Here is a 25,241-nt window from a genome sequence, read left to right on the forward strand (position 1 = left end):
TACACCATTCCTAAAGTTTCAATACTGCAGTAGCCTGACAATATTCAAAATGACACAAGACAGAAGACATTTCATAAAAACAGCAGCATTATCAGCCTCCGGTGTTCTTTTATCAAGATTTTCATACGCCGCAGACTTCCCCCAGGTGAGGATAGTCCAGGCTCAGAGAAAGTTCAACAGCGAAATCATTGAATCGACGATAAAAAGGATCAGGTCAAAAGTTAAGAACCAGGAGATCGGCTGGTTATTTGAGAACTGTTTTCCGAATACACTGGATACAACGGTTAATTTTTCTCAGAAAAATAACCGTCCGGACACCTTTGTCATCACCGGAGATATACATGCCATGTGGCTGAGAGACAGTACGGCACAAGTCTGGCCTTACTTGCCGCTCATTAATGAAGACGCCAGGCTCAAAGACCTTCTGGCAGGTGTAATCAACCGTCAGACGGCCTGTATCCTTATCGACCCTTATGCCAATGCCTTCAATGACGGCCCCGGCAAATCAGAATGGCTGACGGATCATACCGACATGAAACCGGAACTTCATGAGCGTAAATGGGAGCTCGATTCCCTGTGTTATACCGTGCGGCTGGCCTATCATTACTGGAAAACCTCGGGAGATGTTTCCTGTTTTGATGAAAACTGGAAAAAGGCGGCTCAACTGATCATCAAAACCTGTAAAGAACAGCAGAGAAAAGTAGTGAGAGGGCCTTATAAATTCGGCCGTACCACCTCATGGTCTACTGACACTGTGCCTGGTAACGGTTATGGTAACATTACTAAACCTGTGGGCATGATCCATAGTATTTTCAGGCCTTCTGATGATGCTACCTTGTATCCTTTCCTGGTTTCTTCCAATCTTTTTGCCGTGGTATCGTTCCGCCAGCTGGCAGAGATATCAGAAACTGTACTGAAGGATGCTGCTTTTGCTGCCGAGTGTAAAGAACTGGCCAATGAAGTCGAAACCGCCATTAAAAAATATGCAGTAGTGGACCATCCGAAATACGGAAAAATCTACGCCATGGAAGTAGACGGCTTTGGCAATGCCCTGTTTCAGGACGATGCCAATGTACCCAATTTGCTGAGCTTGCCTTATCTGGGAGTAGTTTCGGATAAAGACAAACTCTATAAGAACACCCGCAAGTTTGTGCTGAGCGAAGACAACCCCTATTTCTTCAAAGGCAGGGCTGCCGAAGGCCTCGGAAGTCCGCATACCCTCATCAATCAGATCTGGCCGATGGGCATCATCATGAGAGCGATGACCTCTACTGAAGACGCTGAGATACTTGCCCAGGTAGAACTTCTCAGGAAAACCCATGCCGGCACAGGTTTTATGCATGAATCCTTTGACAAAGACAATGCTTCCGTGTTTACAAGAAAATGGTTTGCCTGGGCTAATACCCTTTTCGGTGAACTGATCCTCAAAATTGAAAAAGAAAGACCATATCTGTTCGATAAATTCTAAACTAAAATCAAAGAGAGTATTATGCAATCAAGAAGAAAATTCATCCGCGGGGCCGCATTCAGCTGGTCGGCTCTGAGCATCCCGATGCTTTCATTTGCGAAGAAAGCGGCGGTAACGAAACCTATCGTGGTTTCAACCTGGGACAGTGGTCTGGCTGTGAATGCTGAAGCCTGGAAAGTATTGGGTAAGTCAGGAAAAGCAATTGACGCGGTCGAAGTAGCGGCCAACTCCATCGAAAATACCATCAACTGTTGCGTAGGTCTTGGTGGAAACCCCGACCGTGACGGCAAAGTGACACTTGACGCCTGTATCATGGATGAAAAAGCCAACTGCGGATCTGTGGCCTTCCTGGAAAAAATCAAAAATCCTATTTCTGTAGCCCGCAAGGTCATGGAAAAAACACCGCACGTCATGCTGGTAGGTGAAGGAGCCCAGCAGTTTGCTTTGGAAAACGGGTTTACCAAAGAGTCAGGGGCACTTTCTGCAGATGCGGAAAAGACCTATAAAGAATGGCTTAAGAAATCAGAATACAAGCCTGTGATGAATATAGAGCAACAGCAGATCAAAGCGAAAAAGGGGCACGGGCCTTTTGCTCCGAATTATTTTGAAGACGGCTCATTTAACCACGATACCATGGGTACTATTGCCCTTGACAATTCGGGAGACCTTTCGGGAGCCTGCACCACGAGCGGTATGGGCTTCAAAATGAGAGGCCGGGTCGGAGACTCTCCCATCATCGGTGCGGGGTTGTTCGTCGATAACGAAATTGGTGCTGCCACCTCATCAGGACAGGGTGAAGAAGTCATCAGGGTTTGCGGCACTCACCTGGTAGTAGAAATGATGAGAGCGGGTAAAACACCTAAAGAAGCCTGCAAAATCGCAGTAGAGCGTATCATCAAAATCAACCCGGAAAAGGCCAGAGACTTCCAGGTAGGTTTTATTGCGATCAACAAAAATGGTGAATACGGGGCCTATTCTATCCAACCGGGATTCAGCTATTCCGTGACCAAAGCAGACGACGGCGGTAAGGTTTACATGGCAGAAAGTCATTTTGCTAAAAAATAATCAATTATTCAAAATATCCATTCTTTCAGGCCGGCAATAACCACCGGCCTGATACCTTAAAATTTATGAAAAAAGTCCTCGTCCTGTTATTTTGTTTATTCTCATTTCAGATCCATGCCCAGTTTAAAGCAGACTGGGCCAGCCTTGACCAGCGTCAGACCCCGGCCTGGTTTGAAGATGCCAAATTCGGCATTTTTGTTCACTGGGGCATTTACTCTGTTCCGGCCTGGGCCACCAACTCCAACGCAGATGGTTTCGGCAGCGGCTATGCTGAATGGTACTGGCAAAGACTGCATGCTCCCAACCTGAAAATCCATCCTGAATTTGTGGCTTTCCATGAAAAAAACTATGGAAAGATCAGCTATCAGGATTTTGCCAGGGACTTTAAAGCTGAGTTGTTCAGACCGGATGACTGGGCAGATATTTTTGAAAAAGCAGGGGCAAAATATGTGGTACTGACTTCCAAACACCATGAGGGCTTTACGATGTGGCCAAGCCAGGAATCATGGAACTGGAATGCGGTGGATGTTGGCCCACACAGAGACCTGGCCGGCGACCTGATGAAATCAGTGAAAGCTAAAAATTTGAGAATGGGGTATTATTATTCGCTGTATGAATGGTTTAACCCGGTCTACAAAAACGATGTTCACAAGTACGTGAATGAGAGAATGATCCCGCAAATGAAAGATCTTGTTACGAAATATCAGCCTGATGTGCTCTGGACAGACGGCGAGTGGGACCATCCCGCGAAAACCTGGAAAAGTGAAGAATTCCTCGCATGGCTGTTCAATGATTCTCCCGTAAAAAACAGTATTGTGGTCAATGACCGCTGGGGCAATGACACCAAAGGGGCCCACGGAAGTTTTTCCACCTCAGAATATGGTCATGGCGGAAACGACAACAAAAAACTGACCAACGGCTTTCAGAAACCCTGGGAAGAATGCCGCGGCATCGGCGAATCATTTGGCTACAACCGCAATGAAAACCTGGCCAACTATCAGACAGGCGAACAACTGGTACATGAGCTGATCAATATTGTAGCCAGGGGAGGCAACTTCCTGCTGAACATCGGACCCACAGCAGACGGGAGAATTCCGGTAATCATGCAGCAGAGACTGCAGGAAATAGGCACATGGCTAAAAGTAAACGGTGACGCCATCTACAGGACCAGAAAATGGGACGCCGCTCCGCTTTATGATAAAGACTCGAAAGTATTCTTTACTCAAAAAGACAAAAAGCTATTCGCTATCAACAGCAAATGGCAGAAAACTTTCACGGTAGACAATATAGAAAAGCCATCTGCCGTAAAACTGGTGGGCTTTAAAGGCGATGTCAGATTCAGCTATAAGAACAGAACGCTGACCATTATTGCTCCGCAGGTTGATCCCGAAACCATCCCCTGCCAGTTTGCCTGGACTTATGAATTAACCGACGCCCTGAAATAATAATCCGTATGAAGCCATTGAAGTTTCTTTTCCTTTTTTGTCTGAATTTCCCTTTTTTGACCTTTGCCCAGCTTCCTCAGAAAGACTGGCTGACTTCCCCATTCTCACAAAAGAGTGAGATAAAAGTTCTTAAAAACGGAAAAGAGATAGAGATAACCAACGGCTTGGTTTCACGAAGAATTCAATTGAAGCCCAATGCTTCTACGACCAGTTTTAAAAACCTGGTCACCAACGAGCAGTTTGTAAGATCAGTGAGACCGGAAGCCAGGATTACCCTCGACGGCAAAACTTACCAGGTCGGAGGACTTTACGGACAGAAAGAACACGCTTACCTACGCGAAGAATGGACAGATCAGTTAAAGGCTGGTGAACAGGACTTCATGTTTCAGAAATATGCAATTACGAAACTAAAACCGCATTTTGATTGGAAACCCACGACCTGGACGGCCAACAGAAAGCTCCCTGAAGGCTCGGAAGTCACCTTACATTTCACTTCCGGCAACCCCGGGCTCAACGGTGTTGAAGTGGCGGTTCACTACGAAATCTTCGATGGTATCCCTTTGATAAGTAAATGGGTGAGCATAGAAAACAAATCAGGCAAGGCTGTAAAGATCGACCAGGTGGTAAACGAGATCCTGGCTACCCCGGAAGAAGAATCGGCCGTAGTAGGAGCTCCCGATAAAATGAAAAAGCCGCAGAAATTATACATTGAAAACAACTTCGCTTTCAATAATGCCATGCGGTACGAATTGTCTGACCAGGCTACCCACTGGAAAATTGACTCAACTTATACCTCCCAGGTCAACTACAATTTTGAAACCCCTTGTCTGGTCGAAATTTATCCCGGATTGGGTGTAGGCATTGACCTGAGCCCTGGTGGCTCTTTTACATCCATCAGGAGCTATGAGCTGCTGCTTGATTCCTACGACAGGGAACGCAACGGCCTGGCCCGCAGAAAAATGTACCGGACCATAGCTCCGTGGACAACCCAAAATCCGATTTTTATGCACCTGATCAGCACAGATGATCAGAAGGTAAAAGAGGCCATAGATCAATGTGTGGAAACGGGTTACGAAATGGTCATCCTGAGTTTCGGGAGCGGACTTAATATGGAGGACGACTCACCGAAAAACATTGCCAAATTCAAGGCCCTGACAGACTATGCCCACAGCAAAGGTATCAAACTCGGCGGTTACTCATTGTTCAGCAGCAGGAGAATTGACGATGAAAATGATGTTATTGACCCCAAAACAGGACTACCCGACAAAGGGGCCTTCTTTGGACATGCCCCCTGCCTGGCCAGCCGGTGGGGCATTGACTATCTGAGAAAACTGAAGAAGTTCATTTCAGAAACGGGCTTTGATCTGCTGGAACATGACGGCCCTTATCCCGGGGATGTCTGTGCTTCTGTAAAACATCCGGGGCATAAAGGCCTCGAAGATTCGCAGTGGGCCCAGATGGAAATGCAAAAGGAATTCTATCGCTGGCTCAATGCCCGCGGCGTTTACATCAATGCCCCGGACTGGTATTTCCTGGATGGCACCCACAAAATAGCCCTCGGATACAGGGAAGTCAACTTCTCTTTGTCACGGGACCAGCAAAGAATATTGAACCGCCAAAATATTTATGACGGAACATGGGATAAAACGCCGTCAATGGGCTGGGGTTTTGTACCTTTAACCAAATATCAGGGCGGCGGACCTGAAGCAGTGCTTGAACCATTGAGCGAACACCTGGAAGATTACCGGCAATTAATGGTGCAATATTACGGTGCGGGTGTCCAGGCATGTTATCGCGGGCCAAGGTTGTATGATAATGAACAAACCAAAACGGTCGTAAAACAAACGATAGACTGGTATAAGAAATACCGTGACATACTAAACTCAGATGTTGTCCACCTGAGAAGGCCGGACGGCAGGGACTGGGACGGGATCATGCATGTCAACCCCAATCTGAAGGAAAAAGGACTGGTCATGCTTTACAATCCGCTGAAAGAACCGGTAAAAAGAAAAATAAGACTTCCGCTTTATTACACCGGGTTGACCGGTCAGGCAGAAATCAGCGTCGGGGAAGAAAAACCCGGGAGATACAATTTAACGAGAGATTATGTTGTGGAAATAGAGATCAGTATTCCGGCTGAAGGATATAATTGGCTGATCATAAGATAAAAACCGAGCGTAATTTCCCCATTTATTAGCAAGCCTCACAAATCATAGTCACCTAAAATTATGGAACGGTTTTTTCGTATTTAATAAAAACAATTCCTAATTTTAGTTTATCAAACTCAAAAAGATGAAAAAGATATTAATCATTGACGATGAAGAAGACCTTTGCAGATTGGTAAAAACATATTTTGAAAGAAGAAAATATGAGGTCGACTATTCACACACCCTGACTGACGGACTTAAAAAAATCGAGAACTACTATCCCGACATCGTCATCCTGGACAATAATCTTCCGGACGGATTCGGATTGGACAGAATAAAAGAAATCAAAAAAATTGATCCTAACATCAACCTTATTATGATTTCTGCCTTGTCATATCTTAAAGAAGAATCGCTGAGCGAGGGGGCTAATTATTTCCTTGAAAAACCGGTTAGTTTTTTCAAAATCAATGAATTAATTTAAGATCTCTTTATATTTAAATCCCAACTTTCCATATTTTTGAACAATAAGCCAAAACTAAAACTTAACTTTGCTGTTGAATTCTGTAGACGCCCCTTTAACTACTATCCTTAATTTAAGATAATTCAATGGCACAGAAAATAACTTGCTTTCTGGTTGACGACGATCGTGAAGATCAGGAAATCTTTATGATGGCTTTGGAAGACGTCAACTATGAAATTTCACTCCGGTGTTTTGATGATGGTGTGGCTTTGCTTGACACCCTGCATCAAAAAGACGAACCTCTTCCTCAGCTTGTTTTCCTTGATCTTAATATGGCCAAAATGAACGGCAAGGAATGCCTGGCGGCTCTCGTGAATGATGAAACCCTGTCAGATATCAGGATCATCATCTACTCTACTTCTTCCAACATCAAAGACATTAACGAGTCTAAAAAACTGGGAGCGTTTGACTACATTGTCAAGCCTGCGAGTTTTGATACCCTTGTGACGACCCTGGAGCGGATATTCGGCTCTGTTGCCCCCAAAGAAAAGACCTCTCATTAAAAATACAGGTTAGCAAATCCGGATCTGATCATATTTCAGTATCAGCTCTCTGATTTGTCCCAAAATAAAAAGGCCGCCCAAGCAATATGCCCGGGCGGCCTTTTTGTAAGAAAACCGGTTATTTAGTTATCCAGAGTTTAGTAGAATTCAAGTTCGTTCCACCTGTAGCAGTCTTAAAATTATCTGCGTTATAGCTTAGTTCATCGTCAGGATAAACAAAGCGGTTATAAGTTCCGAAGTTACTGGTATAATATTGGGTATTGACGGTTGACATAGGCGTTTTCCCTCCTGTTCTTCTCAAAAGAGTCCAGGCATCAAACGGCTGTCTGAACTGATCAATCCACAATTGAGCGTAGATCTGTTTCAGAGCGTTGTCAGCATTGGCAGCATCAAACGCTACTCCCGGTGCGGTGATCAGTTTCGTTACCTCTGCATCAGTGGCAGTAGCCGAAGCCGGCTTGCCTACGGTCCATACTCCTGATGCAAACGCTATACCTTTCCACATGTTAAGAGAGGCTTTGATACCTGCTTCATACTCAGCTTTGGCTGTAGCAGGGCTGGCTGTTACACCTAAACCTCTGTTATAAACCTCGGCCTTGATGAAGTGCACCTGGGCTCCTGTGAGGATTAATTCAGGAATGGTGGTCAGATCCTGCTCAAAATATAAGTTAACCGGTGAGTAAAAATTGGTTGCCCCTTTGTCAGCCCAGGCCGTATAACGCTTCTTGTCATATGGCGTACCTCCTTCGGTCTGCGTACCTGTCGCCGGGTTTTGCGGATATGCTACCCATTCTCCGGCATTGTTAGGTTCATAGAAGATTTTAGCACGCGGGTCAAAAATACCGCTTCCGTCTTTGGCGTTGCTTGAAGACATCAGTCCCCACATGGTTGATCCCATTCTCAGGTAACAGTTGGCCGAAAACGACCACTCACGCCACTGTAAAGACAAACCAAGTTTAGAAGGCCAGATACCTACGTTGTCAGCATCACCCAGCAATGGTTTTGCCAAAGCTTCGGTGATGTGCGTTCTCGCCAAAGTCTGATCTTTTTCATACACAGTTACCGCTACATAAAGACGAAGACTGTTGGCAAACTTGATCCACATGTTTACGTCGCCGTTAAACAGAGTCTCGTATTTAGCCAGGTTGTATTGGGTAGAACTGGTGCTCAGATTGTCAACCGCCCATTTCAGTTCGGTAAGGATATTGGTATAAATCTCCTGCTGAGAATTGTAGGCCGCTTTGTAAACGCCTGTACCTTTATCCGCCGCCAAAGCAGCATAACCTGCATCTTTATAAGGCATTGAACCGAAGTAGTTGGTCATCTTAAAGCTTTTGTAAGCCATAATCGTTTTCAGCATCGCAGACATGTTGGTCATTGAAGCTGCATCAGAACTTTTGGCGATGCGGTCTTCCAGAACCCTCACGTTAGCCAATGTATAATAGTAGTTTTCCCACAAAGCACCTTTGGCATTATCAAACGGATATGAACCCGAGGTGATTGCTGCCTGCTGGGTAATAGGATACAACCAGGCATTCATCACTGACTGCTCACCTCCGGTAAGAGGCAGTGAACTGACGACTGCGTTAAACATTTCGGGAGTAGAAGCACTGCTCGGCTTATCCCACGGGGCATTGATTTCTTCGAAGTCATTCTTACATGACGCCGCAGACACCAATAAGGTAATGATAAATATTTTAGATATATATTTCATGATTCTTAATTTAAAGGATTACAATCTTGCTTTAAGTGAGACACCAAGATCACGTGTTCCCGGGAATTGCGACCATTGGAAACCATAAGCATTACCAATACCGTTGATAGCCTCAGGGTTCAGATTATCAGGCAGTGAGCTGAACAGGTAGAACATGTTACGGCCAACGAATGACACATCAAGTCCCTGAAGGAATTTAGTGCGTTTCACAATGCTCGAAGGAATAGAGTAAGTCAGGTTCAACTCGCGGAGTTTAGCCCATGAGTTTTCAAGAACCAGGTCTCTTCTCGGCATTTTAACGTTAGACCATCCGGCATAAGCTCCGGCATATTTGTACATGTAATGTACCACATCTTTGTTCACTTCGCCGTTTTCAAACACACCATCCAGGATCACACCGTGATTAGCCGTGCTTCCGTCAGGATAAGTGTATGGCAAGCCACCACCGTTTCTTTCAGCCAGTGTGCTTGGCGACAAACCATGTCCTACAGATGCACCGTAATCCGCTGAATAAATATCTCCGCCCACTTTGAAGTCAATCAGGAAGTATAAGCTGAAGTTCTTATATTTGAATGTGTTGCTTAAACCACCTGTCAGCTTAGGAGTAGTGTTTCCTATGGCCACAGGATCGTCAGTAGTTACATACTGTGTACCTACCACAGCACCTGTGGTTTTATCCAATACTCTCTTAACTACTTTTTGTCCGTTTTTGTACGTGTAATCATAACCGTAGATCGTTCCGTAGTTTTCACCGGCTTTCACATACATCAGAGCACCGTTGGTTCCCCAAAGGTCAGCCACAGGATATCTGTCGATTCCGTCGGCCAGTGAGACAACTTTGTTCTGGTTATGAGCACCGTTAAGAGCGATATCCCATCTGAAGCTTGAAGTCTGAACAGGCGTAGCCCTTACGATAAATTCAAATCCTTTGTTTGATAACTCACCGGTGTTGAAAGTAACCGCTTTGGCTCCTGAAGAAGTAGCCAGTGAAGAGCTCAGGATCTGGCTCGTAGCCCTGGTCTGGTAGTAAGTCAGTTCGGCACTCAGTCTTCCTGCAAGGAACCCTAATTCAGTACCGATCTCAAATGACTTGTTTCTCTGAGGCATCAATAAGCCAGCCGGAGGAAGTGTAGTCTGCAAACTACGAACAGGCACACCACCAAATGATGTAGCAGCATCACCGTTGATCGTGTTGGTGATCGTTGTAGTATTGTAGGTATACTGTGTCATATATGGCGTAGCACCGTTAGCACTCTGAGCCAATGACAATTTCAATTTACCATAACTTAAGAAGTTCTGATCTTTGAAAGCAGGAATAGCTTCAGTAAATACAAAACTCAAACTTCCTGAAGGGAAGAAATAAGAAGAAGTAGCGATCGGTAAAGTAGATGACCAGTCATTTCTTCCGGTAAACTGCATAAACAGGTAGTCATTATAAGACACATCCAGGATACCGAATAATGAGTTCAGATTGAAATCATACCTGGTTTCTCCGTGAGAGATCTTGGTCTTATCCAGTGTGTTGTTGATGTAATATTTGAAAGGCACATCAAAAGGACCGTTGTTGGTGTTGGTTACACCATGGCTGCGGCTTCTCAGGGCAGAATTACCGATCAGTAAACTGGTATTGAATTTAGAACCGAAGATACCGTCTTTATGAAGGGTAGTAAACGCTTCAAAGTTAAGGTCCTGGTTGTTGATGCTCTCAAAGCCATACAATCCCTGAACACCCGCTACGTCAGTCGGCGTATTTTTACTCTCAATAGTTGTAACGGCGTTGTTTACCGAGGCACGTCCCGCAAGATTTAACCACGGAGTAACATCAGCAGAAAGACGAAGTGATCCCAAAAGCTGGTTTCTGGTCAGTTGCTGATTGTTTTCAAACAGTTTCCAGAACATGTCCTTAAATGCATTGTTGTTATAAGGATAGTATTTGAACGGAGACGTCTGATCAAAGAAGTTCTTGCTTCCGTCAGCCAGTTTATAGCTATCAAACTCAAGAGGGATATAATCACGCGACATACCGTGAATCATGAAGTTAGCCCATCCGTTGTCATTGGCCGATTCAGGCGTGTTCAGACGGTTGTAGTTGGTATAACTGGTCGTGATCTCCGCCTTTACTTTTTTAGAGATCGTCAAAGCCGACCCGATGTTGATATTGGTCTGATCATAGTTACTGTTTTTAACAATCGCTTTGTTATCCAGTCTTGTCAAACCGACACGGATAGTACCATAGTCTCCACCACCGCTGAACGACAGGTTATGAGTATTGGTATTTCCGGTATTGAAATATGCTTTTCTGTTATCAGGCTGTGCTTCCCATTTACGTTTCACACCATCCCACCAGGTAATTTCGGTACCGTCCAGTTTATGACCCCATGAAGCTGCAGGACCATACCAGCTGAAAATATCCCATGAAGAATATCCGCCGGGAATTGCTCCGCCACTTCTGTAGTTATTGTTTACGTCCTGAGCATCCCATGGGTAGTTACCCGGATAACGTGGTTGTCCGTTAACGGTAGGGAATGGTTGTGTAGCTGACCACAATGCGGAAGCCGCACCATAACCGTACTCATTCTGTACATCCTGAAAACGATACGCCGTAGTGGACAATGAAGAGAAGTTATAGTCCAGACCAAGACCTTCTCTCTTACCACCTTTTTTGCTGGTGATTAAGATCACACCGTTAGAACCGCGGGCTCCGTAAAGGGCAGCAGCATTGGCTCCTTTCAAAACAGTAATATCATCTACCTCGTCGCTGTTGACAAAGTTCAGGAATGAACCCCAGTCCTTAGGGCTGGTTACGTCACTGCTTTTACCTTGCGTTCCGCCTACAGGATCATTCTGAACCTGGATACCATCGATAACGATCAAAGGCTGGTTACTGCCCAGGATGCTGTTGTTACCTCTGATGACGATCCTCTGAGAACCGCCCTGCACACCGTTTGAAGCTGAAATGTTCAAACCGGCTGATTTACCCATCAAACCTGAAGCGATGTCCGGAGCACTTGCTTTTACCAGGTCTTTTGCAGCAATTTTCTGAGCTGAATAACCGATAGATTTAGATTCACGCTTAATGCCCAAAGCCGTTACAACGACTTCGTTCAGTTGCTTTGAATCTTCTACCATTTCTATGTCAATAATCGAGCGGCCTGCCACAGGGATAGTTTGTGTAGTAAAGCCGATGAATGATACCACAAGGGTACTCTGGAGATCAGGAACACTCAGTGAGAATTTTCCTTCCGTATCTGTGATTGTACCAGCGGATTTCCCTTTTACAACGACGGATACACCAGGCAAAGCCTCTCCATTGGAGGTTACTTTACCGGTAATGGTTTGGGCTAATGCCGGTAAGCTCATGACCATGAGCAGGAATAGCACCAACTTGGGTAAATGATTTCTCATACTAAACAGTTTTGGGTTTAAAATTGTTAACCCGGTAAAATTATTAATTTTTTTTAATAAAAAATCAATGTTTGTTAAAAAATATATTCTAAAAAATACTTTTTGATATTAATATTTTCATATTAACTTAAAGATGAAAATGAGAATGCCGTTTATCATCAACAAGGAAAACAACTAAAACACTGATAATAAAACAATTACACAAATAAGCCTTTTCAGACCGCAGAAAAGAAAATGAGAAATCAGAGAAACCGGATGAAAAAGAGGGGTTTTTCAACTGACGATTATTGGCTGCGAACCATCTCCTGCATTTTATAAAACTGTGATTTCTGGAGTTTCTGAACAAATCATCAGACAGGTGCCGGGAGAAAACTGTCCCGGACAAGCGTTCGGTCATCTCAGAAATGGCCCGGACACTGATAAAGAATATATTACTGCTGCAAAATTGGACTCAGGCAGTTATGAATGATAATATAACCGGGAATATCCCACATAAATTTGCCGGGTGAAGGAGAATACATATATTCGTTCAGCCGCAAATAACACGTTTTCACCTGCATTAGACTTTTCCAACATGAAATTGGACGCTATCAATCAATTACTTAGTTTTATTAAAAACTAAGGCCAGAAAAAAATATATTTTCAAAATCAGTTTGTACAAATTAAAAAAATGTATATTTTTCTATTTCAAACCTAAATTATTTAATTAATGAGAGCAAGTCTATTTATTTTCTTGTTCCTGAGTGCCTCCCGGATCTTCGCCCAAGGGACGGTAGTTACAGGAAAAATCACGGGGGGAACCGACGGTCCTCCACTGCCAGGTGTGAGTGTGTTGTTAAAGGGGAGTACCCTTGGCACCTCAACTAATGCTGAGGGAAAATTCAGTCTGAGTGTGGCCGATCCTTCTAAAAGTGTCCTTGTTGTTTCTTTTATCGGTTTTACAAAGCAGGAGATTCCTGTCGGAAACAAAACTTATTTCGAGATTTCGTTGGTGGAAGATGAAAATCAGCTTTCTGAAATTGTCGTAACTGCCCTGGGAATCCAGCGTGAGAAAAAATCATTGGGGTATGCTATCCAGGAAGTTAAGGGTTCTACTCTGACTGATGCCCGCGAAACCAACCTTGCCAATGCCCTGACAGGTAAAGTAGCTGGTTTGCAGGTGGTACGTTCCAGTAATGGTGCCGGAGGGTCTTCCAAAATAGTATTGAGGGGAAATACTTCTCTTACAGGTACAAACCAGCCACTAATTGTGGTGGATGGAATTCCTATTGATAACTTTACAGGTACAACCGAAAACGGTTACTGGGGTGCCGGCCTTGATATGGGTAACGGTCTCGGAGATATCAGTGCTGACGACATTGAAACCATGAGCGTATTGAAAGGTCCGTCAGCGGCAGCCTTGTACGGTTCAAGGGCCGGAAACGGGGTAATCCTGATTACTACCAAATCCGGACGCAAGCAGCCTGGTCTGGGTATTACGTTTTCAACTACCCTCGGAACTGAAGGCATCTTTGTGAAGCCGGAACTTCAGAATACATTCGGACAAGGTTTAAACAACATCTTTAACCCGATGAGTACCACCAGCTGGGGACCAAAGGCAGAAGGCCAGAACGTTACCAAATGGGACGGGACACAATCGCCTCTGAAAATTTATGACAATGTAAACCAGGCCCTGCGTTCAGGTTCAAATCAGAACTACAGCCTTGCCTTACAGCAGCAATATGGTTCTACTGCGGTTTTCTCCTCTCTCAGCTACCTGGAAGACAGGAGTATTATCCCCGGCAACAAGTTGACCCGTGCCAATTTTACGTCAAAAGCAACTACGCACTTTGGCAAGGATAACCGCTGGACCAGTGATGTAAAAATGTCTTACAACAATACATCCGGCTACAACCGCCCTATTAACGGAAGGGACAACAGCAGCGTGTATGTCCTGTATATGTTACCGCGAAGTCTGGATGTCTCGGATTTCAGTGCCGCCACCAACAAGTTCGGGGGTATGCTCTGGTACCCTGGTGCTCCGGGTTCACAGTCAAACCCTTACTGGCTGAGTCAGTATAACCTGAACAACGATACAAGAAACCGTTATATCATGAACGGGTCATTGAAATATGCCTTTACCGATTGGCTGGATGCTGAAATCAAAGCGGGTGGTGACTTGTATACCACCAATACCGAAAGAAAAACGTATGCAGGCGGACCGCTTGCCAACTCTTATGCCATGGGCAAGCAAACATTCAGTGAGCTTAACTATAGCGGTCTCATCAAAGCAAGAAAAGAGAATGTTATCGGTAAACTTGGTGGTGTATTCACTGTCGGAGGCAACCTGATGGAGCAGAAATTCAGCTCATTATCAGTAAATACCGGTGCTCTGGAAGTACCGAACCTCTTTTCTCCTACCAACGCCGCAGGTGCAGCAACGATCAGCCCGGGCTACAGCAGGAAAAAAATCAACTCGGTTTACAGCTCCCTTGGCCTGAACTATGACGGCTGGATCTACTTTGATGTAACCGCCAGAAACGACTGGTCATCTGCTCTTATCGAACAGAACAGATCATATTTCTATCCTTCTTACAGCCTTTCTTATGTTATAACAGACATGCTGGAAAACCTGGGTTCGGGATCTCCTTCATGGTTGAATTATGCTAAAGTGCGTGCCTCATACGCTACAGTGGGTAATGACCTTGCTCCTTACCAGTTGTTTAACGGATTCACCATTTCAAAGGATCCTCTGAGCAACACTATTGCCGTAAGACAGTCGCTGTTGAAAGACTCTAATGTAAAAAGTGAGCTGATCAAAAACCTAGAATTAGGAACAGAACTCAGGTTTTTTGAAAACCGTCTGAGATTTGATTTTACCTGGTATAAATCCAATGCCACCAGACAACTGATCGACATTCCTATGGATCCGCTGAGTGGTTACTCAAGCATGAAAGTGAATGCCGGAAATATCCAGAACAAAGGGATAGAGTTAATGGCTGATGTCAGCATCTTAAACAGCCCGGGTTCTGTAAACTGGAATCTTACCGCCAATTTCTCTAAAAATGAGAACAAAATCATCGATATCGCCAGCGGATTGGGGGTGAATCAATACCAATTAGGTGCATTTGACGACTTGTTTATCAGAGCCGCTACAGATGGCTTGTACGGTGACATTTACGGTACAAGATTCCTTCGTGTTAAAGACGCTGCCAGCCCGTATTTCGGTCAGTTGCTACTGACGGCTGACGGACTTCCGCAACGTGACGCTGAGATTGTCAAGCTGGGTAACCAGCAGGCAAAAGGGCTGTTGGGTATTTCAAACAATTTCACTTATAAAGGAATAGGCTTGTCGTTCCTTGTAGACGCCCGTTTGGGTGGAGAAATATTCTCGGCCTCTAATGTAGGACTTCAATCTGCCGGAACTGCAGCAGTGACAGCACCGGGAGGAGCAAGACCTGATTTTGTATTGGGCGGTGTTGTTTTAGCCAATGACGGAAAACTTGCTTCCAACTCCAAATCTATCACCCAGCAGCAATACTGGAGCTCGGTATCTACCTTAAACAACCTTGGTGTTGGTGAGGCATATATCTATGATGCTACCAATATCCGCTTAAGGAATGTTATGCTGAGCTATGAACTTCCGAAAAAACTGTTGGGCAAAGGCCTTCAGAAAGGCAAGATCAGTGCATCATGCAACAACGTCTGGATGATAAAGAGCCATCTTAATGGTATTGACCCTGAATCTGTTTTCGCTACCGGTTCTAATGCCGTAGGGTTTGAAAACGGTGCATTCCCTACCATGAGATCTTTCCTTGTTTCTTTAACCCTTGGCTTTTAATTCAGCATTTTTGGCTATATAAAACATTATTAATATGAAAGCATTTTTAAAAAGGGCGATTATTCCAGCAGCAGTACTGATGCTGTCTGCTACCGCCTGTTCGGATTTTGACGAGATCAACGCCGACCCCTACCTGGCCACCGAAAGCCAGGTACAGGTTGAATACTTTATAAACGGGTCAATTATCGGAAGTCAGCAAGACCCGCATATCGCTGAAAGGATCTTTGTACTGTACTGGAAAACAGCCGGTCACCAGCAATTTGGCGGCGGAATTTCCACCGGTGGTTATAACGACGGCTGGTCAAGCGATTACTACGGCTCAGGTTACCTGGGTGGATGGTTAAACAGCATTTATGCAGCGGTGCAGGTCGCCGAGAAACAAATCAAAGACGGCAACATCAAGCCTTATACCAATAACCTGCTGCAGGTTTCGCGTATCTGGAGAGCCTATCTTTTAAGTGAGCTTACCGACAATTTCGGACCTATTCCTATCAACGGATTCCAGGGCTCCAACCCTGAGTTTTCTGATGTGAAGACGGTATACTATTACCTTCTGGAAGAGCTGAAAGATGCTTCTACGAAGATGGATGTTTCGGTGAGCGGCAGTTCTATTTCCAAATATGACCAGGCTTATGGATTTAACTTTGCCAAATGGCAGAAATATGCCAACTCTATGCGATTGAGACTGGCTATGCGTCTTTCAGAGGTAGATCCTGCCAAGGCTAAATCGGAATTTGAAGCTGCTGCTGCAAAACCGTTGCTTACCGGTGCGGATGAAACCTTCCAGATAGCAGAAAAACCAGGCTGGGATGCCCTTACCGGCGTCATGACCCGTGAGTGGAACTCCTTCCTGATGTCATCTACGATCAATAACCTTTACCAGGGATTAGGTGGGATTAAATCAGCAAGCCTTGTGAAAGCTGATCAGGTTCCTTTCGTAAAGCCACAGAATTATATCGGCCTGAAACTGTCTGATCACTTCACTACGATGACCAACGACCCTTCTGCTGGCTACTGGCTTGATGGTCTTCCTTATTCTATTGACCCAAGGGCATATAAAACCTATATTATTCCGGGAGATATCAGCAACTCTGATTTCAACGCGTATCCATCGTGGGACAATACGGCTAAAACCACTGAGCGTACGCTGGTAAATGCGGCTGGTGCCACCGTAAAAACCCTGGACGCCAAAAACACCTGGAACGCACCTTCCAATGGAGACTGGGGAACCAAAGGATCCAAGAATAACATCTGGTCGTTTAACGGGGCTATTCCCCGTCACGGACAACAGTTCCGTAACAGTTCAAGCAAAAGAATTTTCTTCGCTTCGTGGGAAACTTACTTCCTGCTGGCTGAAGCGGCTGTGAGAGGATGGAGTGTGCCAATGAGCGGACAAGCAGCCTATGAAGCCGGTATCGATGCCAGTCTTGCTTACTGGGGTGTTTCAAACCTTGGAGCCCAGTACAAAGCTTCTACTGACTACAATAAAGTAGGGACTTCCGTGAGCTGGACGCATACTGCAGAACCTCCTGCAAGCTATGCGGTAACGTATGTTGACGGTTACACCAATACTCCGGGTACTACAACAAAAACTTACCCTAAAAATGACCTGTACAAAGCCGGTGCCGTTAAAAATGACCTGCTGACTAAGATCATTACACAGAAGTTTATCGCTCAGACCCCGTGGCTGCCACTGGAAGCGTGGAGTGACCACCGCAGACTCGGACTGCCTTTCTTTGAAAACCCGGCAGTTGAAAACCCATTGGTTAATTTACCGGCTCTCAACAGCAGCAATTATATGACCAGTAATGTCAAATTCTTCCCCCAGCGTTTGAAATACCCTTCAAGCCTGCCTGCAAGCAACGCAAAAGGCTACCAGCAAGCGTTGGGCTTCCTGGGCGGAGAAGATGCGACACTTACCCCGCTGTGGTGGGCTAAAAAACAGTAATACTGACACTTGAGCTAATATTCAGGCTGGCTGCAACTCTGCAGTCAGCCTGTTTTTTTGCTGGTTCAGCAATCAAGGTTTTCGAGATAACGGCAAGTAGTCCGGAGTAGCAAAGACAAAAAAAAGCCCCCTGATCTGAACGACCAGGGGGCTTTTTTCTTTAAAATCAGGCGTGGTTCGTCACCAGCTCTTTTATATCCAGGATGATCTTATCTGCGAGATTATCCGATTTGGTTTCAAATTCGGTTTCAGCATAAATCCTGATGATGGGTTCGGTATTTGATTTTCTCAAATGTATCCATTCTTTGTCAAAATAGATTTTCACACCATCGCGGGTATCAATTTCATATTTGGCATATTTCTTTTTGATACTTTCCAGGATACCGTCTACATTGATCTCAGGATTAAGCTCGATTTTTTTCTTGGCAATGAAATAATTGGGATATTTCTTTCTCAGGAATCCGACAGGTTTGTCGAACTTGGCCAGCTGAGAAAGGAACAGGGCTATTCCGACCAGGGCATCGCGTCCGTAATGAAGTTCAGGGTAGATGATACCGCCGTTTCCTTCACCACCAATGATAGATGCCATTTCTTTCATTTTTTCAACGACGTTAACCTCTCCTACTGCAGCAGAAAAATACTCTCCGCCGTGCTTAACGGTCACATCCTTAAGGGCCATCGTAGAAGACATATTCGAAACCGTGGTTTGCTTCTTCTTCTTGTTCAGGCTTAATATATAGTCGGCAATGGCCACCAGGGTATATTCTTCTCCAAAAGGCTCTCCGTTCTCACAAATCAACGCCAGACGGTCAACGTCCGGGTCAACCACTATACCCAGGTCATAGTCCCCTTTCTGAAGCTCAAAGGATATTTCCCTGAGATTTTCAGGAAGCGGCTCCGGGTTATGGGCGAAGTTGCCGGTAGGCTCACAGTTCAATTTTTTAACTTTAGTCACACCCAATGCTTCAAGCAGTTGCGGCACGGCGATTCCTCCTGATGAGTTGACGGCATCAACCACCACACTGAAGTCCGCATTTCTGATCGCCTCCACATCAACGGCCGGAAGGGCCAGTATCATTTCGATGTGTCTGGTCACATAAGTATCGTCTGTTGAATAAGCACCAAGGTGTTTTACATCGGCAAAAACAAAGTCTTCATCCTCTACAATTTTCAGCAGCTCTTCGCCTTCAGTTCCTGAAATGAACTCTCCTTTTTCGTTAAGCAGCTTGAGGGCATTCCATTGCACGGGATTATGACTGGCAGTAAGGATAATTCCTCCGCAGGCGTTTTCAGCCGGGACAGCGATTTCAACAGTTGGGGTAGTGGATAATCCGAGATCCAGCACATCAAAACCCATGCTGATCAGGGTAGAACTTACCAGGTCGGTCACCATTTTACCTGACGGCCTGGCATCTCTTCCGATAATAATTTTTTTTGTCTGAGGATTCTTTTTCAGGATCAATGAAGCAAATCCCGCCGAAAATTTAACAATGTCCAACGGCGTGAGGCTCTCTCCGCTTTTCCCTCCAATGGTACCTCTAATTCCCGAAATTGATTTTATTAAGGTCACGCAGAATTTTTTTTAGTAATTAAAAATCGTACAAACATACAAAGAAATACCAACTTAAATTTAGAATTAAAGCAAAAATGATGAAGGAAAAGTCACATCATTTTTTGTTAATATATATACCGCAGTCCTCTCCGGAGCCGGCTTCAGATATCCACTCTGTTGATCGCTACATGGGTGGATAATTCGGATTTTACCACATTTTTCGATCTGAAATTTCCCCGAACCGGGTTGATCCATTCTGCCTCTATGGATGACGCCAGGGCTATGTAATTATGATTGACTACTTTCCCTTCTGTCGGGTCAAAGCCCCTCCAGCCTCCGCCGGGCAGCAATACTTCCACCCAGGCGTGCAGCTCATGTTCGTGCAATTCGCTTCCGAAAAAATAACCACTCACAAACCTGGCCATGATGCCCATGCTCGAGCAAACATCCATCATCAGCACGGAAAAGTCACGGCATGAACCGGATTTCAACTCTAAAGTAACCTTCGAATCGTAGGCCACTCCCCTTTCACGCATCTCATAACGAAAGTTCTCGTTAATGTATTGGCAGAGGTTGATCAAAAAATCCATCGTACTGAAATTTACTTTTTCCGCTATTTCAATACCCAGTTTTTTTACGCTTTCATCTACCTTTTTATTATTGATATAGGTTTCCTGAAACGGCTTGGCTTTGTCGGGATAAACAAAGGGCAGCTTATTGGATTCAAAAGGATAAAACACAAAATCAAAGGAATTGAACAATTGGGTGTCCACTGTCATGGTAGCCTTGATGCTGATCCGCTCTACCCCTTCGTTGACAAAACAAATGTGCTGTATATTGCCTTCCTGGTCAATATTCTTTACTAAAAGGCTTGGTTTCGGATCGATGTCAATTTTATGTGAAACAATCGACTGGTACGGTGTCGGCCTGGGTGTAAGATAGAGTATATGAGGAGTCAGGCTGACACTTTCAGAATAGCTGTAAACCAATTGATGTTCAATTTCCAGAACCATAATTATTTTTTTCTTAAGATCGGATCAATCCAATCATTAGGGAGTTTTTGCACAGAGGCGTTCAAGAGGGCATTCCACTGATAAGATATATGCTCCAGGTCTGTTTTTTCATAGGTATGCTCTATCATGTTAAAACTGTCCTTTTCATACAATACTATATCGAGCGGAAAATCAACATCATTGGCACTTACCCGGGTAGAGTCAAAAGCCAGAAACCCGAGTTTAAGTACTTCTTCAAAAGTAGAGCTATATTTAATGTTCCTGTAAAGTATAGGCTTGCCGTATCCGGAATTCCCGATGATGATAAAAGGCGAACCTTGTGTTACTTCGATCCAGTTGCCTTCAGGATATAAAAGGAACAACTTATGCTCTTCGTCGTTTTCAAGCTGACCGCCTACGATGGCTGAAAGGTCAAAGTTCAGTCCGGCACCTACCAGCGACTGCTTGTCTTCGTGAGCCACCCGCTTTACCTGGTTGCCGAATGAATTAACGGCTTTATATAATTTATCAAAACGATGATCTTCTTCCGCAAGAACTTCCTGAAAATAAGTGATGGCTTTGTCACGGACAGACCTGAGTCCTGCAGTCATGATAAACATCGAATGGTTTTTTATCTGATGCGTAAAAACCTTCTTTTTACTTGATACTTCATTACCCGAGGTTATTCTTCTGTCTGCAATTCCGATCAAACCCTGAGCCACTTTTACTCCTAAACAAAATGTCATTCTCTTATTATTAATTTACAAAGTTATGCACAAATATCGACTAATAAATTCATTGTTTTGTGCTTTCAAGTTCAAAATAGGTTTTAAAAATTTCCAGGTCAATCCTGTTATTTCTGGTCTGAAATTCATCCAGATATTTATGAATGCCCTTTGACAGGATGTCTGATGTTTCGGTAAAATCTATGTCACACTTAAGCTTACTGATCTCTTTTTCAGCTGAATTGGAGTAGCTGTCCTGGGGACGGTACCCTGATATACGATAAAGAGCATACTCTGCTTTCTTGATGCAATAGCAAATGGCCCTCGGAAAATCCCGGTCCTTGATCAGCAGTTCGATGATAAACTGGGGCTTGAGGGTTTTGTACTGCTGGCGGTACATATTCAGGGCACTCACCGACTTTAAAACGGCAGACCATATCAGCAGTTCCTGCGGCGTAGGGGTCTTGATCTCTGAAGCGGCGTCGAACTGAAAATACCTGATATCGAGAAACCTGGAGGTCTTGTCTGCACGCTCAAGGAATTTACCGAGACTGGCAAACTGGTAGCCTTCATTCCGGGTATAAGTGGCGTCCATCATTCCGAAAAACAGCTGGCAACCTTTCTTGATGTACTCGTAAAAGTCATTGCTGTTATCGATCTCACGGTCTTTCTTTTCAGAGAAGGTTTTCACTTCAAGGTAAAAGCTGTTGAGATGCTCCCACACTTCTTTGGGTAAGGTTTCACGGATGGTCCTGGCATTTTCGCGGGCTTCACCCAGGCTCCTGAACATGGAGTTGGGATTTCTCAGGTCAAAGGTCATGAAATCGACAATCTTGTCTTTGTCGGCCCTGTCATAGCACATACGAAAACTTTCATAATCACCCGTCGAGGTGAGGATAGAGTCCCACTTATCTGCAAATAAGCCAGGCACATCATAGGATAAATTGATGTTTACGCTCATGAAGCGTGCATAATTCTCCACTCTCTCTATATACCTGTTCATCCAGTATATCGAATTCGCTACGCGGCTTAGCATATTTTCTTTGGTTTAGTATTAATAATTCCAAATTTAGTAATCCGTATTTCAATTCCAACCGATTTTTACTAATTATTTTAATGCATCTTCAGATACATTACAATAACACATGGCATTATTGATTAAATTCAAAATTATACTTACGAATGAATAAAATTTAAGCCTGAAATGAGAGCTTTTTTTAAATAAACAAAAAAATCCCTTCAGATTGGAAGGGTTTTTTTGACATTTCACACTTTTCTCTTTTATAATATCAAACCTTGAGAGCCATTACTATTTTCATTCACTACGCAAACTTTTTACCGGGTTCATCAGGGCGGCTTTGATGCTTTGAAAACTTACGGTAAGCAAGGTAATTAGGAGCGTACCTGCCCCGGATAAGATAAAAATCCACCAGGAAATCCCGGTACGGTATTCATATTTCTGAAGCCAGTTGTCCAGCAGATACCAGGCCACGGGCGTGGCAATCATAAAGGCGATCATAACCAGCATCACAAAGTCTTTTGAAAGTAATGCCCACAGGTTAAAGACAGAAGCTCCCAGCACTTTACGGACACCCATTTCCTTCGTCCGTTGCTCGGCCATAAACGATGCCAGACCAAATAAACCGAGACACGAGATAAAGACCGCCAGTGCTGCAAAAACAGAAGCCAGTGTACCGATGCGTTCCTCTGCCGCAAATTTCAGGGCATACTGCTGGTCTGTAAATTTATAGTCAAAGGGACTACCCGGGTTAAACTTCCGGAATACAGTTTCTACCCTGGACAGGGACTCGCTGCTGCTCATCTCAGGATTGAGCCTGAGGTTGATCACTCCGGCCCAGCCATAATCGATTATAAAAACTGTCTGATATACAGGACTAAACGGTGAAGACATGACCATATCCCTGATTACGCCCAATATCTTCAAAGGTCTCCCGTTCCATTTAATGATCTTTCCGACTGGGTCTTTCAGTCCCATGTATTTCACGGCTGTTTCGTTGATCACCACTCCTGAGGAATCGGTGGAGAAAGACCTCGAAAAATCACGGCCTTCCAGAAATTGCCATCCTACTGTTTTACCAAAATCATGACTGATCGCAACAATTCCGAACTGTTCCTTGAAAGCAGGGTCTTTGCCCTCCCATTCGAATCCTATCTGCTGTGAGCCCAAACGCGTGGCAGGGGAAGAAGAAGTGGACATTTCCACCACAGCCCCGGTTTTCAGGAGTTCACCCCTGAGGGGATTGTAAACGCCAAACAACTCCGGTGTATTCATACCGACGGTGATCAATCCGTTTCTCTCATATCCTACAGGTCTGTTTTTGGCGTGTTGAATCTGACGAAAGACCACAAGAGTACCTATAATGAGTGTCACCGAAACGGTAAACTGCATCACCACCAGGGCCTGGCGGGGAACCGAAGCAAACCGGCCGGCCCTGAATGTTCCCTTGAGTACTTTGACCGCCTGGAATGAAGACAGGTAAATGGCCGGGTAACTTCCTGAAACAATACCCGTCAGTAAACTGAAACTTAAGCCGGATGCCCAAAAAAGGGGTTCTTTCCATGGGAAGGACAGCTGCTTGTCAGCTACTTCATTAAAAAGTGGGAGCATCGCCAGCACCAGCACAAGCGACAATACAAACGCAATGGCCACCATGAGCAGGGACTCACTGAAAAACTGGCTGATCAGCTGGGAACGGAATGACCCTACGGCTTTCCGGATACCGACTTCCTTGGCCCGTTTCTCCGAGCGGGCCGTTGAGAGGTTCATAAAGTTAATACAGGCCAGCAGCAATACGAACACCCCGATGATCCCGAACAACCAGACGTACTGGATGCGACCTTCCGGATTACCGGATTTGTCCCATTCACCATACAGGTGCCAGCGGCTCATGGGCTGCAGGAAAATCACAGGCTTCATGTAGGCAGTTTCCGGCACATTGATCCGCCTCAGGTCCCTGATTTTATTTGAAACAGCCTCAAAATCAGACGCAGGTGAAATCTGTGCCAGTATCTGCCAGGAATTATTCTCCCAACCGCCATTGTTTTTGATCCACGGCTCAGATAAAAGATACAAATCCCAAGGGGCTATAAAAGTCATCTCGTGAAAATCCGAATTGTACGGCAGGTCTTCATAAACCCCGGTGACTTTAACATTCAGCTTGTTGTCAATCTTCACGATTTTGCCCAGGGGGTCATCTTCACCAAACAGCGTTTGCGAAACAGATTCCGACAATAAAACAGTCGATACATCCTTCAGACCCTCCCGGCTGCCTCTGACCATTTTTAAAGTAAACATCTCCGGGGCATCAGGACTCATGAAGTTGCCTTTCTTTGTAAATTTCTTTTCGCCGTGGGCAATGATGTGCTCCTGTGTCCATGAAGAAAGAACCACATGGCTGAAATCAGCCGCAAAATCTGTTTTTAATATAGTAGCCAGCGGCAAGGGCATGTATTCCCCGGCACCAAAATCGCCGTTGACCGTGGCACCCTGCATCACCTTGGCTATACGGTCATAATTTTCATGGTGTTTATTGAAGGATAACTCATCATATATCCATAAACCGATCATCATGGCCACGGCCATTCCGGTAGCCAGACCACCTATATTAAGGGCTGAGTAAGTCTTGTTCCGGATCAGGTTTCTCAGGGCAACTTTAAGATAATTACGTATCATATCCGGGCTGAATTTTGAAGGTGTATAATAGTCTTTTTCATGTTTTCTTTTTCTTACAAAGGGCGGCAATACCGATATCACACTGAACAGGTAACGCAGCACCGCCGGCGTTTTACCGTGACGCTGGTACCAGTAACCGTACAGTTCTTCCAGGTCACCCTCCACTTCTTCTAGGGTGTCTTCCGGATGAAACCATGCCAGCATTTTCTGGGCCCAGCGGGGCGGGGATGATTGCTTATTCAT

General features: G+C 44.8%; 15 protein-coding genes. 8 read left to right on the plus strand and 7 right to left on the minus strand.

The genetic code is table 11. From position 1 onward, the window contains the following. The first annotated feature begins 49 nt into the window (after window positions 1–49). The 6 genes from GVN16_RS14250 (at window position 50) to GVN16_RS14275 (ending at window position 7,148) form a co-directional block, all read left to right on the plus strand. On the plus strand, window positions 50–1,468 hold the full coding sequence (locus GVN16_RS14250; protein ID WP_166564572.1) for a glycoside hydrolase family 125 protein: 1,419 nt from the start codon (window positions 50–52) through the stop codon (window positions 1,466–1,468). A gap of 21 nt (window positions 1,469–1,489) precedes the next feature. Beyond that, window positions 1,490–2,533, plus strand: a complete 1,044-nt coding sequence (locus tag GVN16_RS14255) for an isoaspartyl peptidase/L-asparaginase family protein (RefSeq protein ID WP_166564573.1) — start codon at window positions 1,490–1,492, stop codon at window positions 2,531–2,533. Between the two features lie 65 nt (window positions 2,534–2,598). Continuing rightward, window positions 2,599–3,978, plus strand: a complete 1,380-nt coding sequence (locus GVN16_RS14260) for an alpha-L-fucosidase (protein ID WP_166564574.1) — start codon at window positions 2,599–2,601, stop codon at window positions 3,976–3,978. A gap of 8 nt (window positions 3,979–3,986) precedes the next feature. Continuing rightward, window positions 3,987–6,146, plus strand: a complete 2,160-nt coding sequence (locus GVN16_RS14265) for an alpha-galactosidase (RefSeq protein ID WP_166564575.1) — start codon at window positions 3,987–3,989, stop codon at window positions 6,144–6,146. 124 nt (window positions 6,147–6,270) lie between these two features. Further along, window positions 6,271–6,606 carry a response regulator gene (locus GVN16_RS14270; RefSeq protein WP_166564576.1) on the plus strand — a complete coding sequence of 112 codons (336 nt, stop codon included), beginning with the start codon at window positions 6,271–6,273 and terminating at the stop codon, window positions 6,604–6,606. A gap of 125 nt (window positions 6,607–6,731) precedes the next feature. Further along, window positions 6,732–7,148, plus strand: coding sequence for a response regulator (locus tag GVN16_RS14275; RefSeq protein WP_166564577.1), 417 nt, complete (start codon window positions 6,732–6,734; stop codon window positions 7,146–7,148). A 118-nt stretch (window positions 7,149–7,266) separates the two neighbouring features. On the opposite strand, the gene GVN16_RS14280 is transcribed toward GVN16_RS14275, so the two are convergent. Together GVN16_RS14280 and GVN16_RS14285 are read right to left on the minus strand one after the other, a co-directional pair. Beyond that, the gene (locus tag GVN16_RS14280) at window positions 7,267–8,862 is read right to left on the minus strand and encodes a SusD/RagB family nutrient-binding outer membrane lipoprotein (RefSeq protein WP_166564578.1); all 1,596 of its coding nucleotides are present in this window, start codon (window positions 8,860–8,862) and stop codon (window positions 7,267–7,269) included. 18 nt (window positions 8,863–8,880) lie between these two features. Beyond that, window positions 8,881–12,267 carry a SusC/RagA family TonB-linked outer membrane protein gene (locus GVN16_RS14285; RefSeq protein ID WP_166564579.1) on the minus strand — a complete coding sequence of 1,129 codons (3,387 nt, stop codon included), beginning with the start codon at window positions 12,265–12,267 and terminating at the stop codon, window positions 8,881–8,883. 709 nt (window positions 12,268–12,976) lie between these two features. On the opposite strand from GVN16_RS14285, the gene GVN16_RS14290 reads away from it, so the two are divergent. Both GVN16_RS14290 and GVN16_RS14295 read left to right on the plus strand, forming a co-directional pair. Next, window positions 12,977–16,087 (plus strand): SusC/RagA family TonB-linked outer membrane protein, encoded by a 3,111-nt coding sequence (locus tag GVN16_RS14290; RefSeq protein WP_166564580.1) that lies wholly within the window; start codon window positions 12,977–12,979, stop codon window positions 16,085–16,087. Window positions 16,088–16,121: 34 nt separating this feature from the next. After that, window positions 16,122–18,035 (plus strand): SusD/RagB family nutrient-binding outer membrane lipoprotein, encoded by a 1,914-nt coding sequence (locus GVN16_RS14295; protein WP_166564581.1) that lies wholly within the window; start codon window positions 16,122–16,124, stop codon window positions 18,033–18,035. 166 nt (window positions 18,036–18,201) lie between these two features. On the opposite strand, the gene glmM is transcribed toward GVN16_RS14295, so the two are convergent. The 5 genes from glmM to GVN16_RS14320 all read right to left on the minus strand — a co-directional run bounded on the left by glmM (window position 18,202) and on the right by GVN16_RS14320 (window position 25,241). After that, complete coding sequence (gene glmM / locus GVN16_RS14300) at window positions 18,202–19,605, minus strand: phosphoglucosamine mutase (RefSeq protein WP_166564582.1); 1,404 nt, start codon at window positions 19,603–19,605, stop codon at window positions 18,202–18,204. A 143-nt stretch (window positions 19,606–19,748) separates the two neighbouring features. Next, window positions 19,749–20,600: a transglutaminase family protein gene (locus tag GVN16_RS14305; RefSeq protein ID WP_166564583.1), complete on the minus strand. Its 852-nt coding sequence runs from the start codon at window positions 20,598–20,600 to the stop codon at window positions 19,749–19,751. 2 nt (window positions 20,601–20,602) lie between these two features. Then, window positions 20,603–21,325 (minus strand): peptidase, encoded by a 723-nt coding sequence (locus GVN16_RS14310; protein ID WP_166564584.1) that lies wholly within the window; start codon window positions 21,323–21,325, stop codon window positions 20,603–20,605. Window positions 21,326–21,374: 49 nt separating this feature from the next. Next, window positions 21,375–22,340 carry an alpha-E domain-containing protein gene (locus tag GVN16_RS14315; RefSeq protein ID WP_166564585.1) on the minus strand — a complete coding sequence of 322 codons (966 nt, stop codon included), beginning with the start codon at window positions 22,338–22,340 and terminating at the stop codon, window positions 21,375–21,377. A gap of 279 nt (window positions 22,341–22,619) precedes the next feature. Then, window positions 22,620–25,241: an ABC transporter permease gene (locus GVN16_RS14320; RefSeq protein WP_205748863.1), complete on the minus strand. Its 2,622-nt coding sequence runs from the start codon at window positions 25,239–25,241 to the stop codon at window positions 22,620–22,622.

This window comes from Emticicia sp. CRIBPO (genome assembly GCF_009905725.1).
Taxonomy (GTDB): Bacteria; Bacteroidota; Bacteroidia; order Cytophagales; family Spirosomataceae; genus Leadbetterella.

Bases quoted from the DNA above. Each gene is read 5' to 3' on its own strand.
- GVN16_RS14250 (WP_166564572.1), top strand. From the start codon at position 50: ATGACACAAGACAGAAGACATTTCATAAAAACAGCAGCATTATCAGCC.
- GVN16_RS14255 (WP_166564573.1), top strand. From the start codon at position 1,490: ATGCAATCAAGAAGAAAATTCATCCGCGGGGCCGCATTCAGCTGGTCG.
- GVN16_RS14260 (WP_166564574.1), top strand. From the start codon at position 2,599: ATGAAAAAAGTCCTCGTCCTGTTATTTTGTTTATTCTCATTTCAGATC.
- GVN16_RS14265 (WP_166564575.1), top strand. From the start codon at position 3,987: ATGAAGCCATTGAAGTTTCTTTTCCTTTTTTGTCTGAATTTCCCTTTT.
- GVN16_RS14270 (WP_166564576.1), top strand. From the start codon at position 6,271: ATGAAAAAGATATTAATCATTGACGATGAAGAAGACCTTTGCAGATTG.
- GVN16_RS14275 (WP_166564577.1), top strand. From the start codon at position 6,732: ATGGCACAGAAAATAACTTGCTTTCTGGTTGACGACGATCGTGAAGAT.
- GVN16_RS14280 (WP_166564578.1), bottom strand. From the start codon at position 8,862: ATGAAATATATATCTAAAATATTTATCATTACCTTATTGGTGTCTGCG.
- GVN16_RS14285 (WP_166564579.1), bottom strand. From the start codon at position 12,267: ATGAGAAATCATTTACCCAAGTTGGTGCTATTCCTGCTCATGGTCATG.
- GVN16_RS14290 (WP_166564580.1), top strand. From the start codon at position 12,977: ATGAGAGCAAGTCTATTTATTTTCTTGTTCCTGAGTGCCTCCCGGATC.
- GVN16_RS14295 (WP_166564581.1), top strand. From the start codon at position 16,122: ATGAAAGCATTTTTAAAAAGGGCGATTATTCCAGCAGCAGTACTGATG.
- GVN16_RS14305 (WP_166564583.1), bottom strand. From the start codon at position 20,600: ATGGTTCTGGAAATTGAACATCAATTGGTTTACAGCTATTCTGAAAGT.
- GVN16_RS14310 (WP_166564584.1), bottom strand. From the start codon at position 21,325: ATGACATTTTGTTTAGGAGTAAAAGTGGCTCAGGGTTTGATCGGAATT.
- GVN16_RS14315 (WP_166564585.1), bottom strand. From the start codon at position 22,340: ATGCTAAGCCGCGTAGCGAATTCGATATACTGGATGAACAGGTATATA.
- GVN16_RS14320 (WP_205748863.1), bottom strand. From the start codon at position 25,241: ATGAATAAGCAATCATCCCCGCCCCGCTGGGCCCAGAAAATGCTGGCA.